We start from the raw sequence: 15,329 nt of genomic DNA, 5'->3' as shown, positions 1-15,329 counted from the left end.
GGTCAGATTTAATTTAAGTTTAACATAAATGAGTTTTTGAACGATATTGTATAATTTTAAAACGATATGTTTAATGGATTCTTAGGATATTGACTTCATTTGTATAACTATGAGGAGCTTTCGAATTTTCTTAATTCTTGTATTTTCGTTTTACATATCCGAAGCGCAAAATCTTTCTTTTAAACAGTTAAAGGTTGAAGATGGTTTATCCCACAATTCTGTGATAAGTATGTTGCAGGATGACAATGGTTTTCTATGGTTTGGAACCAAAGATGGGTTAAATCGCTATGATGGATATAATTTTAAAATTTTCAGGAATGAATCCGAAAATGAGAATAGCCTCGGCAGTAATTTTATACGATGCCTTTACCAATTCGATGGACATATTTGGGTAGGAACCGATACCGGATTATTCAAGTATAACGATAAAACAGAATCCTTTAAATTAATACTGAGTACTAAGGATAAGCCCATCCTTGATATTGAGGGTGACTCAAAAGGCAATTTATGGTTCATTGCTTCAGGAACTCTGCATAAACTTGATCTGACCACGGACAAGACCAAAGAGGAAAGTTTTGATCAATTTTACACTTCATTCATTACTACCAATGAAGAAGGAGATGTCTATGTTTCCTCTTCAGATCTGTTTTATCAATATGTACCCGAGAATAATTCATTTAAAAGAATTGAGTTGGAAGGGACAGCAATAGAAAATGGCGTAAGCGATCTGATAATTACCACTATTAATGCACATAGTAAAGATTCCATTTTTATAGGGACCAAAAATAAGGGCGCACTTTTATACAATAGGATAAAAAATACCCTTACCCCACTTTTGAAAGAAGATGAAAATCCTCTTTTTGTAAGAGATTTTCTAATGAAAAATAATAAAGAATTATGGATAGCTAGTGAATCCGGAATATTTATCTACAATTTGGAAAAAGGTACCTACCAAAATTCTACAAAAAGCTATAATAATCCTTATTCACTTTCAGACAATGCAATCTATTCGTTGGTGTTGGACAGGGAAGGCGGAGTTTGGATCGGAACCTATTTTGGTGGAGTTAACTACTACCCAAAACAATATACGCCTATAGATCGCTATTTTCCAAAGGTTGGAGAAAATTCAATTAGTGGTAATGCTATTAGAGAAATAAAGAAGGATAGTTTCGGAAATATATGGGTTGGAACCGAAGATGCCGGTCTAAACAAATTGGAGACCGATACGGGCAGATTCAAAAACTATTTTTCTGTCCGTAGTGGTGGGATACTTTCTCATTATAATATTCACGGCTTACTACCTCGAAATGATGAATTATGGATAGGAACATTTGAACATGGGCTTGATATCATGGATATCAAAACGGGTAAGGTTAAACACCATTTTGGAACTGCATCCTACGAAGGAGGATTACGCAGTGATTTTATTCTTTATATCTATGAAACTCGAAATAAAGATGTGTATGTCCTTACATCATCCGGAATTCACCGCTATAAGCCTGAATCAAATAGCTTTGAATTAGTTGAGGGTTTCCCCGAAATTTATCACTATACTACTTTCATTGAAGATCACCGAGGAGTATTATGGGCGGGAACCTATTGGGATGGCCTATTTTATTATGATCCTAAAACAAAAGACAAAGGCTTCTATCGTTTTAACAGCAATGATAAATCGAGTTTGAGTTCTAATGTGATAAACGGTTTATTTGAAGATTCCAGTAATAATCTTTGGGTTACAACTGAAAACGGATTGAATCTCTTTAACCAAAAAGAAGATAACTTCTATCGGTATACCACCGAGAACGGTTTTCCGAGTAATGTAGCATACTCTATTTTAGAAGATGATGACTCTAATCTTTGGATTAGTACTTCCAATGGTTTGGTCGAGTTCAGTATGAAAGAACAGGAACTTAAGGTATTTACAAAATCTAACGGATTATTAAGTGATCAGTTTAATTATAATTCCGCCTTTAAGGATGAAAACGGAAAGATGTATTTTGGTAGCGTGAATGGTTTGATAAGTTTCAATCCTGATAAATTTATTCAGAATAATTATCAGCCTCCTATCTACATCACTAACATTCAAATAAATAATCAGGATGTTTCCGTAAAAAAAAATAATTCCCCTTTAGAAACTTCAATTACCTTCTCTGAGAATATAGAACTAAATAACCAACAGTCTACTTTTAGCCTGGAATTTGCTTCCCTCAGCTATACGGCTCCGGAGATGACAAAATACTGGTATAAACTTGAAGGTCTCAATGAGAACTGGATACCTATTGGTAAAAACCACAAGGTCAGTTTTAATGAATTACCGGCAGGGGATTATACCTTTAAGGTTAAGGCATTCAATAGTCATGGTGTGTGGAGTAATGAAAATAGTAGTTTAAAGATTGAAGTGCTTCCTCCCTTTTTAAGCAGTAATTTAGCATATGTTTTTTATGCTGCTTTACTTATTCTAATCATTTTCTTCCTTTTAAGGTACTACCACAGATATAACCGGGATAAGAATAACCTCAGGATACAACAACTTGAAAACGATAAAGAAAAAGAAATTTATCAGGCTAAGATCGAATTTTTCACCAATATAGCCCATGAAATCAGGACCCCTTTAACTTTAATTAAAAGTCCACTTGAAAAGTTATTAAGTTTAAAATATAACTCCCTAGAGATACCGAAAAATTTAGGTATTATGGAAAGAAATACTTCAAGACTTTTAAATCTTGTAAATGAACTTTTAGATTTTCGAAAAACTGAAATGAAACATGTGAAACTGAGTTTCGTAGAAGTAAATATTTCACAGCTCCTTGAAGAAACATATATACGCTTTAGTCAATTGATTAAGGATAAAAATATACATTTTGATATCACAAAAAAGGAGAAAGATATATATGCATTCGTCGATGAAGAAGCCACTAGAAAAATCCTTAGTAACCTTTTTAGTAATGCCATAAAATACTGTGAATATCATGTCCAGGTTCAATTGGAGAAAACAGAAGATCACTTTAGAATCATTGTACAAAACGACGGAGAAAAAATTCCCTTAGAATTAAAGCAACGTATTTTCGAACCATTTTTCAGGGTACCGGGAGAAACTAAAAAATCAGGAACAGGAATAGGGCTTTCTCTTGCGCATTCTCTGGCTGAATTGCATCACGGTAAATTATTTATAAATAGCAATAACCTCTCCCTCAATGAATTCGTATTACAAATACCACTTCATCAAGATAATGAATTCAGAGCTTTTAAAAATCAACCCAAGGAGGTGAAAGAATCCGATGAAATTATCAGAAAATTTGATAATGACTCTGCATTAATTCTTGTCGCTGAAGACAATCCTGAATTAGCGGATTTTATCTTAAACGAATTGTCTGAAAAGTATAATATTATTGTGGCTTCGAATGGCAAGGAAGCCTGGAAGGCAATTTGCACTTATGAGGTCGACATAGTGATAAGTGATGTTATGATGCCCTTTAAAAGTGGGATTGAATTATGCAAAGAGATCAAGGAAGATATTGATAAAAGTCATATTCCAGTCATACTTTTAACAGCAAAAAGTGCCCTGAATGCTAAAATTGAGGGATTAGAATCAGGAGCGGATGCTTATATTTCCAAGCCATTTTCATTAAATCATCTTCAGGTGCAAATTTCTAACCTATTACAAAATAGAAAATCTATAATTGGTCATTATAACAGTTCTCCCCTAGCCCATCTTAAATCCCTGTCTCTGGCTACAAGTGATAAATCTTTCATCTCAAAATTGGATCAGAAAATAGATGATAATTTAAAAGATACCAACCTAAATGTGGAAATGCTAGCCAGGCATATGAATATGAGCCGTTCGACCCTTTACCGTAAAATAAAGGATATTTCCAATTTATCTCCTAATGAATTAATTAATGAAAGCCGATTAAAGAAAGCAGCATACCTACTTAAAACCTCAAACTTAAAAATTTATGAAATCTCAGAAAAAGTGGGGTTCAAGTCTCAAAGTAGTTTTGGGAGAAGTTTTCAAAAACATTTTAGTATGACACCCTCTGAATTCATTGATCAAGATCACAATATCTAATTTAAGTAAAACCTACTTAACACAAGAATTCAAGGATAACTTTTTGAAAGTATTAGTTTTCAATTCCCCAACAATTCTACACACCACTCATCACATTCGCCTTACGCACCTCCAGGTTATTGAGCTTCTTACAGAAGCACGGGACATAAGTGAAGAACCGCCACCTTTCAGTTTATTTTTCCCTCATAAATGGCGGAAACGCTCATTCTCAGTTGTGGTTTTCACTTAAGTCGAGCTACGGACTAAACTGAAGGTTTTAGGAGAATTACTAAGCCTTAGTAATTCTGCATTTTACGATCTCACTCTAGTATAAATTCGAATAGAAGCAGACGAATAATTCAACAATTAGGCTTGATCCCAAATAATATCAAATTAAAATGAATATTAAGAAAATAAACCGCACGAATCATAAGATTTGCGCGGTTTTGATAAGATTTGTGAATCTTAAGAGTGACCTTGCCAGGATTCAAACCTGATTTGCGCATCTTAGTCTTAGAGGTAGTTCCGGCGATTAAAAAATTAAAGGTAACCTTTTAGGTATCTTTAATTTTGAACTGATTTATAATATATTGACTTCAATTCTATAAAAATAATTTTTATTACTTAATATAATAGAAAATATAAATCTACATAAAATATTCAGAGTGAAAATGCCCCCAAAAGCTAACTTTGACATTTTCAATGGAATTATCGCTCAGGGCCGGGAGGAAAAGATTCGAACGGAATTAAGCGATAACTTCCCGGGTGATTGCTTATTTTTAAAGGTTTAGAAATAAATCCCTAAATGATGGTGTAAACCGCTGCTTTCTTGCTGAAATCTTCAATTGAAAAAGACAAAATATAAATGCCGAACTGTACAAAAACGCAGAAATGATCGCTCCTCTCTAATTGTCTAGAATATTAGGACCTAATCTCACACTGGAGCTCAAATCTCCCATCTGAATCACAAGCAAAAGCCGATTTGAACGAGTTGGCTTTTTTTGTTTGGGTACTATAAATCAAAGTCTGAAAGGGAAAGGAATAAATGATATTTGACATTTTAAGAGTAATCTCAACTCCTAATGCGGCAACTTTTCCCTTAAAAGTCCGTATAGAAAAGTCCCAACAAGTGCTCCCACCAAGACGACCAGAATAGAGATATATCCGGCTCCAATCAATGTATAGATGGGGCCAGGGCAGGATCCTGCGAGTGCCCATCCTAAACCAAACAAAATACCTCCATACATATACCGGCTAAAGCTTTTATTTTTTGGAGTAAACTTTATTGGCTCCCCGTCTATGGACTTTAATTTGTATTTCTTGATCAGCCAGGTTCCAAGTACACCCAGGGTGAGCGCAGAACCCATTATTCCATACATGTGAAAAGATTGAAACTGGAACATTTCATAAATGCGAAACCAGGATGCGGCTTCACTTTTAAACATTACAATTCCGAAGATGATGCCTATTATTAAAAATTTTAAATATTTCATATCGTATTAAAAAATTAAAGGAAACAACAGGTGAACCATAACCAGTCCACCAACAAAAAATCCTACAACTGCAATTAAGGATGGTAACTGTAAATTACTCAACCCAGAAATGGCATGTCCTGAAGTACATCCACCGGCATACCTTGCTCCAAACCCTATCAATAACCCACCAATCAATAAAATGACTAATGATTTAGGATCAGTAAGGGCATTGGTGGCAAAAAGTTCATTTGGAAGATAAGCTTCTCCTGCACTTGCGAATCCTAAATTTTCAAGAGTTGTCACAGTATCAGGATTAATCTCCACGGAAATGTCTGTGCTTAAAAAATTTGCTGCTATAAATCCGCCAAGGATTGCGCCGGCTACCACTACCAGGTTCCAGCGCTGGGCTTTCCAGTCAAAAGCAAAAAAATCTGCTTTTTTTCCGGCACCTCCAATGGTACACATTGTGCGCAGGTTAGACGACATCCCGAAGGTTCTACCTCCAAAAAGAAGTAAAAACATAATTCCTGCTATAAGCGGTCCCGCCACATACCAAGGCCAGGGTTCTAAAATCCATTCCATATATATTCTTTTTTTATGGGTGCAAAGAAAGAATGATTTTAATCAATGGACCGTAACAAATGTTACAATATGAGCATAAATAGCCGAATACGGAATTGAGACCATTATTCCCGATGCTCAGTTTATAATTTAAAATCTTCCTTACGTGTCTGCCGAACTAACCCGGGTAATCTTTAGCGGGGAATCCAAATTTTTCTTCCTTGAGCAAATGCAAAGGCTCAAGCAAAAGGAGCAGAAGGGATCATACATGGTTGTACCGAGCTGCCAATGCTTATGGAGAAAAGGACTATCATCTACCCCTTCTCGCAAGCACACAACTTCATGCACAAATGGCTGCCGATTTTATCCTTTCTGATAATTAACGCTTTCAAAGTTCCCTATCTTCACATAAGATTAGTATTAAGTTTTTTTCCTGCCGGTTTAAAAGAGGTAAATTTAAGAGAATTAAAAGAGGAGGGATTTGGTATCCTTACCGAAATTGATATAAAAGAAACTTTCAAAAAGAAACTGGATTTGGATTTCAGGAAATACCGAATCCTGGGAGCTTGTAATCCTAAGATGGCATATCAAGCAATCTCTGCCGAAAGTAAGATTGGGACCATGCTGCCCTGTAATGTAATTGTTCAGGAAACAGAAGATGGTAAGATAGAAGTTTCTGCCGTAGATCCCGTAGCTTCAATGACTGCAATAGAGAATGATGAGTTAGGAGGTATAGCTCAGGAAGTTCAGTCGAAGCTTAAAACGGTAATTGAACGGCTTTCCTAAACATCTTCAGGGGTAGTCAAAAAAGCAATTCCTGAATTCTTTTCCGCTACTCCTGAATTTATATTTCTTCCGAAGAATCTTAACTAAGATTGCACTTTCATTATTCTAAAACATTCTTCAGAAACTCCTCTTCTTCTTCACTTTTTTATTGCTGAAGCCCAACTTCTTATGTAACAAAAGTAACTGTGGGAATTTGGCTTTAGGTTTAAATTTGCGGGTATAATTCAGTTAGGTATAACCGCTGAAATTAACCAGTTTAAAACTAAAAACATAACAATTATGAATACAGAAGAAATAATTAAAAACAACGCAGGTACCATAGTAGATGTGCGCACTCCCGGTGAGTTTATGGGAGGAAGTGTTTCCGGCGCCGTGAATATTCCATTAAATGAGATACAACAAAGGATCGACGAACTAAAAGAGATGAAAACACCTATAATCTTTTGCTGTGCATCCGGGAACAGAAGTGGACAGGCAACAAATTATGTTAGCCGCCAGGGAGTAGATTGTGTTAACGGTGGCTCCTGGCTTGATGTAAATTATCTAACCTCTCAAGAAGCATAATATGTTCAACAAACTAAAAGAAATGTTGGGTTTTTCCCCGGTACCAGATTATAATCAGCTGCTTAAAGAAGGCGGAATAATTGTAGATGTGAGAAGCAAAGCTGAATATGCCGGCGGACACATTAAGGGATCTAAAAATATTCCATTACCAAATCTAAATTCTAATCCGGGAATTCCCAAGAATAAGAATAAGTCCATTATTACCTGCTGTGCTTCGGGAATGAGAAGTGCTTCAGCCAGGAGCTTGCTAAAGTCTCAAGGTTACAACAATGTTCATAACGGCGGAAGTTGGTCCAGCCTTAACAATAAAATTGGTTAAATGATCAACAGGATCTTTATCAACTGGACCTGGATGCGCGCCGTCTATCTCATTATTGGAGTTTGGGTAATAGTACAAAGCGCTGTTGAAGGTCATTGGATCGGGGTATTACTTGGCGCTTGGCCGGCTGCAATGGGATTATTTGCATTTGGTTGTGCATCTGGAAATTGCGCCACAGGAACCTGCGAATTCAAACCTGATACAGATCATAAACAATAAGAAAATCGCAGTGTATCTTTAAAAATTAAACTAACAAATATGGAAGCACATAAATATCACGTAGATCTTGAATGGAAAATGGACAGAAAAGGAGAAATTTCTTCTCCGGTTCTTGACCAGAAAGTTGAAGTTGCAACTCCGCCGGAATTTCCTAAAGGAATGCCCGGAATCTGGTCTCCCGAACATCTTTTTACCGCTGCAGTAAGCAGTTGTTTTATGACTACTTTCCTGGCAATTGCCGAATATTCTAATTTAGAATTTGAAAGCCTTACCTGCCCTGCAGAAGGTATATTGGATAAAAAAGGTGGAAAATTCGCAATGACAGAGATCATTTTAAAGCCTGTAGTAACCATTCCAAATGAGGCTGAAAGAGAAAAAGCAGAAAAGATAATGATCAAAGCAGAAAGAGCCTGTCTTATTTCGAACTCAATAACTTCTAAAGTTCATTTGAAAACTAAAGTTTTTATTTCAGAAAAACATACTGCTTAAGCAGCTTTATATATAGATTCAAATCCCGGATTCCTTTGGTGGAATGTGGGATTTTTTATTGGAGTCCAGCAAAGTCCTGAGCTCCGAAAAATCAACTCACGTTGCGGCTACTACTTCATTACTGCACTGAATCTCTTCCTTTCTTGCTCTCTACCCCGGGGATTAATTCCGTGGGACCGGGGAATTCATCTTTTATAGCATCCACACCCTCCTGCGGATTTGCCTTGGAGATTAGCTCTTTTCGCTGTTCGCGCTTTTCATTTGGATCAATATCCATAGCCTCATTACGTCTCCTGACCAACTCTGGATTTGCTTCTCCATCCCGGTTAAAGGACCAGGCTAACATAGGATCTCCAAACGGAAGTTCATCTCCTTTATCTGTACTCCAAGTATGCCAGGTTTTGCCGTAGCTGTTCATTTTACTATCCATTAATTCAGTTTCAGCTATATCGGGTAGCCCAGGTGCAACTAATTGGCCGGAGAGTATTTCATAATTGTGCGGGTGCCAGTACTGCTTTTCTTCTTCAGGTAAAGTTTCAAACAATCTTTCAGAAATAATGTATTCAATTCCCGTAAGTCTTGCGTCTTCTGTATTTCCGTCAAACAATACACACTGAGCAAAATCTTCATTTATCTGAGTGCAAAAATGATGAGCTTCCATTTGGTGCCCGGGATCTTGTTTCATAGGATGAAAGCCTACCAAATAAACCTCCATGGGATCAAAAGGGGCTTTTGTTTGGATTAAATTAGATCCTGTTTCCAGCACATTTGTTTTCGTGCTCTCATCTCTTCCCGGTACTTCGGTGTCAGATTTACGATCCTCCCCACAGGAGGTAAAGATTGCGGCGGTTAGAAATACTACTAAAAGGTGGTTTAAAACTTTCATACTACGGTTTTTAAAAATCTATTCAATTTACACATTATTAACTGGTTATAAAAATAGATCCTCTCTGGATTAGTAAACCTTAACCTTGTTTTAAGAAAAACTTATACAGCGTCCTCTTAGATAGAAACACTGAACTTATTATTTCCCAATTCTATTTTAAAAGTTAGAAGATATTTTTTGTTTTCCTTAAATTGAAGGTGAATAACACAAAGAAGGTTATTATGGAAGAGCAACATCAAGAACATGAGGAAAGGGTTCGCAGCTCCTCGTCATCTAAAAAGAACCGAAAGATAGACCGGGAGACAATTGCGAACATAAGGAAATATGAGAATAAAAGTCCTCAAGAAATACAAAACAGGATTGAGGAACTAGAAAAAGAGTGGGACATTGAGCGGTTACTAGAGACAAACATGTCAACACTTGCTTTAATTGGAATTGCTCTCACTATTCTTGTACATGAATACTGGATCATTCTTCCCCTAGTCGTACTTTTATTCTTTTTACAGCACGCATTACAGGGGTGGTGTCCTCCCCTACCAATCTTCAGATCTATGGGAAAAATGACCCGGGCAGAATTGGATCGTGAGAAGTATGCTTTAAAGGTGCTAAGAGGCGACTTTAAAAATGTTCCCAGGCCGGGAGCTCCCGGAAATCCCGAGATGATCTTCAAGGCTACCACAAAAGATTGATTAAGCTGTCTAGTCCTAAATAAAAGAGGCTGCCAATACCGGCAACCTCTTTTCACTAACCCTCTTATCTAAATCCTTATTTAAAATCCTCAATTGCTTCACTCAGATCAAATACCTTTTGATCTTTAAACTTATTCTCAAGGATACTGCTTCCGGCAGCAGATCTATATCCACCGGCACAGTGTACCACAAACGGCTTGTCTTTTGGTAATTCATCTGCACGGTTTCTTAATTCGTTAAGTGGAATTCCTATGGCGCTGTCAAAGATCTTACCTTCGGCCAGTTCACTTTCGTTTCTAATATCTACTATGGTATAATTATCCTTGTTGTCTTTAAAATTTTGAAGATCCAAATCACTAGATGTTCGGGAAACTTTTTCACTCAAGGTTACCACCCCTTTCATTTGCTTCTCATACCCGATTTTAGCGGTTCTTTCGAGAAGCTCATCTATATTCTCTACAGAGTTTACAGCCAGATAAAATGGTTCCTTCGGCTCAATAATGGCTCCCAGCCATGTCTCATATTTATCGCCCTCGGTGCGGGACATAATATTGATACTGTATGGCAGGTGTCCCGCTTTATAGGAATCTCCATCTCTCACATCTACCACTGTAATACCTTCTTCAACATCATTTACACCTACTCTTAGCGGAACACGATATTTCTCCTGCTGTACATTTCCTGCGCCGTTTCTGTTCAAATCCACATTAAATCCAAAATAGGAGGGAATAAAGGGTTGATCTTTAAGGATCTCCTCAACAAATTCTTCTTCAGTCTGGTCTTTAAAAGCCCAGTTCCCTATACGCTCATCGCCAAGGGTGCTCGAAGGCGAGGCACTCATATTTTTACCACATAACGAACCTGCACCGTGTGCTGGGTAAACTATGGAATTATCTGGTAGATCATTGAATTTGGTTTGCATGGTGTTATACATTGCCTTCGCAAGTTCCACCCGTTTTGATTTCATATTTCCAGCTTTTTCGCGAAGATCGGGCCGGCCAACATTGCCGATAAATAAAGTATCTCCCGTAAATAATGCAGTTTCACCATTTTCTTCCGCAACAAAGGCCAAACTGTCCGGCGAGTGACCGGGAGTGTGCAATGGTCGGATGTTAATTTTTCCAATTTTCACTGATTGTCCTTCATCAAAAGGTTTATGAGGGTAATTTACTCCTACTTTTTCGCTCACGTAAATAGTCGCGCCTGTTTCATTGTGAATTTGTAAATGTCCGCTCACAAAGTCGGCATGAGGATGGGTTTCAAGAACCGCTACAATGTTTGCGTTGTGCTCTTCAGCAAATTTATAATATTGTTTAGGATTACGGCTGGGGTCAACCAAAGCCATTTCACCTTTACTAACTATAGCATACGAATAATGTGCTAATGGATCGTCTTTAAATTGTTTTATAGTCATAATCAATACTTTATTATTTTATTTACTGATACAAATTTACTTTCAAAAAACACCTTTGGCAGTAACAATTGTTACAATCACGGGGTATTCCTGTAAAATGAAAATTATATTAAATAAAAGATAATGCTAATTCGTAAATCTGTCTATGAGCTATGCCTGAAGATTGAAACAAGGCTGGGAGCAACATCTTTGTTTTTCATTCTAAAGAAAATGATACAAGAAGAAACAAAAGTTATTAGTCCCACGGTCATAATTGCAGCTTCAATACTAATTAAGTCAGAAATGACCCCTGTAAGAATTGCCCCAACTGCATAGCCAAGATCTCTCCATAGTCTGAAAATTCCAATACTTTTAGCCCGATCCCTGGGGTGGGTATTGTCTGCAATTGTGGCAAGGAACGTGGGGTAGACCATCGCCGTGCCCCAACCCAGTAGCGACATTAGAACAATAAAATGCCACAAGCTTTCTGCCCAAACCAGGGTGATAAGGACAAGGGACTGTAAAAGCATTCCGTAGAAAAGCATGTCTTTTTTTGAGAATTTATCTGCCATTTTTCCAGTGAAGAGCTGGCCCAGGCCCCATACTGCGGGATAAATAGCCACTACAATACCAATTTGCTCCAGGCTAAAATTTTTAGCGGCCAGCAGGATTGGAAAAAGTCCCCAGGCCATCCCGTCATTCAGGTTGTTGATTAGTCCCGCCTGGGTCACAGATCCCAGGTTCTTGTCCTTCCAGGTGGTATCCCAAAAGATATTTTTCAGAAGAGAAACTGTACTACTACCTTCTTCTTTCTTTGCATGGCCGCGGGTGTCCTTAATAAAAAAGATACTCATAACTAACCCCAGAATCATTAAAAGAATTCCCAGATAAAAAGGGTATGGCCTTAAACCATATTCTCCTGCGATCCACCCTGTGAGGAAAGCAACGACGGCAACAGCAAGATATCCCGCAAATTCATTGAGACCCATCGCAAATCCTCGTTGCTTCTCACCTACCAGGTCTATTTTCATAACCACGGTACTTGACCAGGCAAGCCCCTGATTGATTCCCAGCAGCACATTGGCACCAATGATCCAGTTCCAGTTTTCCGCATACATAAGGATAAAAGGAATGGGGATGGCAAAGATCCATCCCAGTACGAGTAAATTTTTCCGGCCGAACTTATTTGCCAGTGCTCCCGCATAGTAATTAGAGATTGCTTTTACAATACCGAAAACCACTATAAAGGAGAGAATAGCGGAAGTCGCTGCCATTCCGAATTCCTTTTCGGCAATCTCCGGTAAAATACTCCGCTCCAGCCCCACCATGCCACCAACAAAAGCATTGACCAGCACCAGTAGCGTAAATTGCTTCCAGTTTTCTTTTAAACCAAGTTTTATATCTTCAGTCCTCATCTCTATTACTATTAATATTATTATCCACCTTACCGGAAAGAAAGTGTAGATAATGAGTTTATGTGGTTCTTTAGAGGTTTTTTAAAAAATAAAATTTGTCACAAAATTGAACTGATTAAAATTACTCTTGTTAAAAATACTTTCTGCATCCCTGGTGTTTTTATTTTCACGGTAAACCCAAAGAAGGTCAAAACTAAGCCCATCAAAGAAACCATTTACTGCAAAAGTCAAATGCGTATTAACCTGGAAAGATTCATCTACATTATATTTATTTAACTGGAAATCTCCGGGAGTTGTTCCTTTGACCTGTTGCAGTTCTACACCAAAATGTAAATCTGGGCGAGGAAGCAGGAATTCTCCTTTAATAGTATAAACATTGGCAGCTCCTAAACCTTCCAACCTAGATCTTGGGATGGAGGTAAAAAACCTGTCCCTCCCCAATTCTTTAGGGAAAAGAAAACGGCCGGTATCAAAAGCGTGGGTATAGGCAAAACCGAAATTAAATCTATTATTCCCCCATCCCAGCTGCGAACTTATAACCTGTCCATTCTCATCTGGCTGTATATAGCGGTTTTCGTACGCCAGGCCTTCAGAAAAATTCATTGGCGTTTGATAAACGTACTGCAATCCCAGGTTAAATCCATCATAAACATAATTTGCTTCTGTCCACACAGTATTATGTAGTTTATCGATGAAGACATCATAAATAGCGAAATTAAAATTTTTAATTTTATAATTATAATTAAAGACCCCTATGCCATTCACAGGATAAATTTCATGATAATTTGCCCTCTCCCCGTTTGGTTGGAACCCGTTGAAGAAAAGTCCTATCCCTTCCTCCAGGTCAAACCACTCAGTTGTAGAACGGGGAGATACTCCATCCAGCAATCCAATGTTGATAGTGTTCTGTGGATTCAAATTTAGATATCCCCAAAACCCCCGGTGCGCGAAAGGTTTCATCCTCCCGTCACTGTGGTTGAGCAAAGGAGTATATTCTGTTTCCAGCTTACCATAGGAGATATAGGAATTTCCAAAACTGTAGCGTATAAAAAGTTCCTCCAGCCTGTCCAGGTCCTTAAAGTTTCCTTGATTTAATACATCATAAAGTTCATACTCCCATTTTGCATTTGCCCCGGTTATAGGATCTTCCAGGCCAAGATCACTGCCAAAGGTTTTAAAAGTAAAAATACCCTTCACCCCTATTTCAAATCCTTTATAATTACCGGTGGTAAATCCAACAGCCCCACCTGTGGCATTTGTATAATAATTTGTAAGATCTTCACTATTAACAGTTGTCATAAAAAAATTACGGATATGACCATGTACGGTACCTTCTCTTATAATGTCCCCTAACCGGTTCTCCCGGTGATCATTTTTTGGTATATACTCCTGGGAGAAGAGAGTGAATTGAAAGAAAAATAAGAGTATAATAAATATGGCCTTCATGGGTAAATTAGGGTTTGCCACAAAGCTCTCCATTTCCTAATTTAACTTCAGTAACAAAAGTTACTTACAGGATTATCATCCAAATAAATTCCCTTGTGTAACATAAGTCACAAATCGAACGGAAGAAAATTTTTATATTTGGAACTCTTATGAAATGGAAATCTTACATAGCGATCCTGTTTGTCTTTATTTTCTTCGGAAAGTTCCTGGTGATGGATTCTAAATTCCTGGTCGTCCTACTGGATACTGATGAAATTGTCTATGTAAACCCGTTTTGCGAAAAACAAAATGCTAAACAAAATGCTAAAATAGACGGAGATACCAGCCCGGCAACCTTTACTGTGGATTCCAATCAATTGAGTATATCCATGGACACCTTTTGTAATACTTCCTTCAAATTCGAGATCTTTAACTGGGAAAACCCTATAGTACTCGATGAATCCAGGGCATATGCTTATCACTCCCCTTCCCTGCCAGATTCCAACCGAGACAGGTTCTACCCTCCACCAAAAGCTTAATACTTTTCAGGAAAGTTTTAACCTTTTTTCTCACGTTTCAGTGGCTTTAGCTATCTGGACTCAATGATAATATTTTATGACGACTCATATTAGTGTAAGCCGTCGCTCCATTCAGGTTTTACGAATTATGCTAAGCGGCATTTTCTTAATAGCCAGCGTAAACCATTTGATGAATGTAGAGCAAACGGCAAACCGAATAGATCAGGCCAGTTTCAAAGGGATTGCTTATTTCTTTGGCAATCCTGAATTACTTGTAATCCTTTCCGGAATTGTGATGCTTATAGCAGGTATTTCCTTTCTTATAGGATTCAAAACCCGGTGGACCGCAATTGTGCTTCTCGCCGTTCTTATACCAATTACCCTTACCGTACAGGTAGGACAAATCAATACTCTTGGCCCATTGTTTAAGAACATTGCCATTATTGGCGGGCTTCTCTTTTTTATCCTTAATGATCTTAATAAAGAATCAGTAACAGAAACAAACCCTGCTCAAACCGAATTGAGCGTAAAAAACAAATAAC

Annotated in this window: 15 protein-coding genes; 9 read left to right on the top strand and 6 right to left on the bottom strand. The window is 37.6% G+C overall.

The genetic code is table 11. The features are described from left to right. The first annotated feature begins 109 nt into the window (after positions 1 to 109). Positions 110 to 4,069 (top strand): hybrid sensor histidine kinase/response regulator transcription factor, encoded by a 3,960-nt coding sequence (locus B5X53_RS17150; protein ID WP_079714452.1) that lies wholly within the window; start codon positions 110 to 112, stop codon positions 4,067 to 4,069. A gap of 1,058 nt (positions 4,070 to 5,127) precedes the next feature. Here B5X53_RS17150 and B5X53_RS17145 read toward each other — a convergent pair. Continuing rightward, the gene (locus tag B5X53_RS17145; RefSeq protein WP_079714451.1) at positions 5,128 to 5,541 is read right to left on the bottom strand and encodes a DUF6691 family protein; all 414 of its coding nucleotides are present in this window, start codon (positions 5,539 to 5,541) and stop codon (positions 5,128 to 5,130) included. Positions 5,542 to 5,547: 6 nt separating this feature from the next. Continuing rightward, positions 5,548 to 6,105 carry a YeeE/YedE family protein gene (locus B5X53_RS17140; RefSeq protein ID WP_079714450.1) on the bottom strand — a complete coding sequence of 186 codons (558 nt, stop codon included), beginning with the start codon at positions 6,103 to 6,105 and terminating at the stop codon, positions 5,548 to 5,550. A 321-nt stretch (positions 6,106 to 6,426) separates the two neighbouring features. On the opposite strand from B5X53_RS17140, the gene B5X53_RS17135 reads away from it, so the two are divergent. From B5X53_RS17135 to B5X53_RS17115, 5 genes are all read left to right on the top strand, one after another. Beyond that, on the top strand, positions 6,427 to 6,870 hold the full coding sequence (locus tag B5X53_RS17135; RefSeq protein WP_079714449.1) for a DUF302 domain-containing protein: 444 nt from the start codon (positions 6,427 to 6,429) through the stop codon (positions 6,868 to 6,870). A gap of 279 nt (positions 6,871 to 7,149) precedes the next feature. Then, positions 7,150 to 7,434 carry a rhodanese-like domain-containing protein gene (locus tag B5X53_RS17130; RefSeq protein WP_079714448.1) on the top strand — a complete coding sequence of 95 codons (285 nt, stop codon included), beginning with the start codon at positions 7,150 to 7,152 and terminating at the stop codon, positions 7,432 to 7,434. Between the two features lies 1 nt (position 7,435). Beyond that, positions 7,436 to 7,753: a rhodanese-like domain-containing protein gene (locus B5X53_RS17125; RefSeq protein ID WP_079714447.1), complete on the top strand. Its 318-nt coding sequence runs from the start codon at positions 7,436 to 7,438 to the stop codon at positions 7,751 to 7,753. Then, positions 7,754 to 7,972: a hypothetical protein gene (locus tag B5X53_RS17120; RefSeq protein ID WP_079714446.1), complete on the top strand. Its 219-nt coding sequence runs from the start codon at positions 7,754 to 7,756 to the stop codon at positions 7,970 to 7,972. A gap of 39 nt (positions 7,973 to 8,011) precedes the next feature. Beyond that, on the top strand, positions 8,012 to 8,461 hold the full coding sequence (locus B5X53_RS17115; protein WP_079714445.1) for an OsmC family protein: 450 nt from the start codon (positions 8,012 to 8,014) through the stop codon (positions 8,459 to 8,461). 118 nt (positions 8,462 to 8,579) lie between these two features. Here B5X53_RS17115 and B5X53_RS17110 read toward each other — a convergent pair whose 3' ends face one another. Then, positions 8,580 to 9,347, bottom strand: a complete 768-nt coding sequence (locus B5X53_RS17110; RefSeq protein ID WP_079714444.1) for an OBAP family protein — start codon at positions 9,345 to 9,347, stop codon at positions 8,580 to 8,582. Between the two features lie 221 nt (positions 9,348 to 9,568). Here B5X53_RS17110 and B5X53_RS17105 point away from each other — a divergent pair, with 221 nt between their 5' ends. Next, positions 9,569 to 10,036, top strand: coding sequence for a hypothetical protein (locus B5X53_RS17105; RefSeq protein WP_079714471.1), 468 nt, complete (start codon positions 9,569 to 9,571; stop codon positions 10,034 to 10,036). Positions 10,037 to 10,112: 76 nt separating this feature from the next. On the opposite strand, the gene B5X53_RS17100 is transcribed toward B5X53_RS17105, so the two are convergent. The 3 genes from B5X53_RS17100 to B5X53_RS17090 form a co-directional block, all read right to left on the bottom strand. Further along, positions 10,113 to 11,450, bottom strand: coding sequence for an MBL fold metallo-hydrolase (locus B5X53_RS17100; protein WP_079714443.1), 1,338 nt, complete (start codon positions 11,448 to 11,450; stop codon positions 10,113 to 10,115). A gap of 143 nt (positions 11,451 to 11,593) precedes the next feature. Beyond that, positions 11,594 to 12,844 carry an MFS transporter gene (locus B5X53_RS17095; protein WP_079714442.1) on the bottom strand — a complete coding sequence of 417 codons (1,251 nt, stop codon included), beginning with the start codon at positions 12,842 to 12,844 and terminating at the stop codon, positions 11,594 to 11,596. Between the two features lie 81 nt (positions 12,845 to 12,925). Continuing rightward, entirely contained in the window at positions 12,926 to 14,143 is a 1,218-nt protein-coding gene (locus tag B5X53_RS17090; protein ID WP_143533277.1) for a hypothetical protein, read from the bottom strand. A gap of 296 nt (positions 14,144 to 14,439) precedes the next feature. On the opposite strand from B5X53_RS17090, the gene B5X53_RS17085 reads away from it, so the two are divergent. Together B5X53_RS17085 and B5X53_RS17080 are read left to right on the top strand one after the other, a co-directional pair. Continuing rightward, positions 14,440 to 14,808: a hypothetical protein gene (locus B5X53_RS17085; protein ID WP_079714440.1), complete on the top strand. Its 369-nt coding sequence runs from the start codon at positions 14,440 to 14,442 to the stop codon at positions 14,806 to 14,808. A 76-nt stretch (positions 14,809 to 14,884) separates the two neighbouring features. Further along, positions 14,885 to 15,328, top strand: coding sequence for a DoxX family protein (locus B5X53_RS17080; protein WP_079714439.1), 444 nt, complete (start codon positions 14,885 to 14,887; stop codon positions 15,326 to 15,328). Position 15,329 lies beyond the last annotated feature (1 nt).

It is taken from the genome of Salegentibacter salinarum, assembly GCF_900168115.1.
GTDB classification, from domain to species: domain Bacteria; phylum Bacteroidota; class Bacteroidia; order Flavobacteriales; family Flavobacteriaceae; genus Salegentibacter; species Salegentibacter salinarum.
The sequence above is the reverse complement of the archived record's forward strand: the minus strand, read 5'-3'. Positions and strand labels throughout refer to the sequence as shown.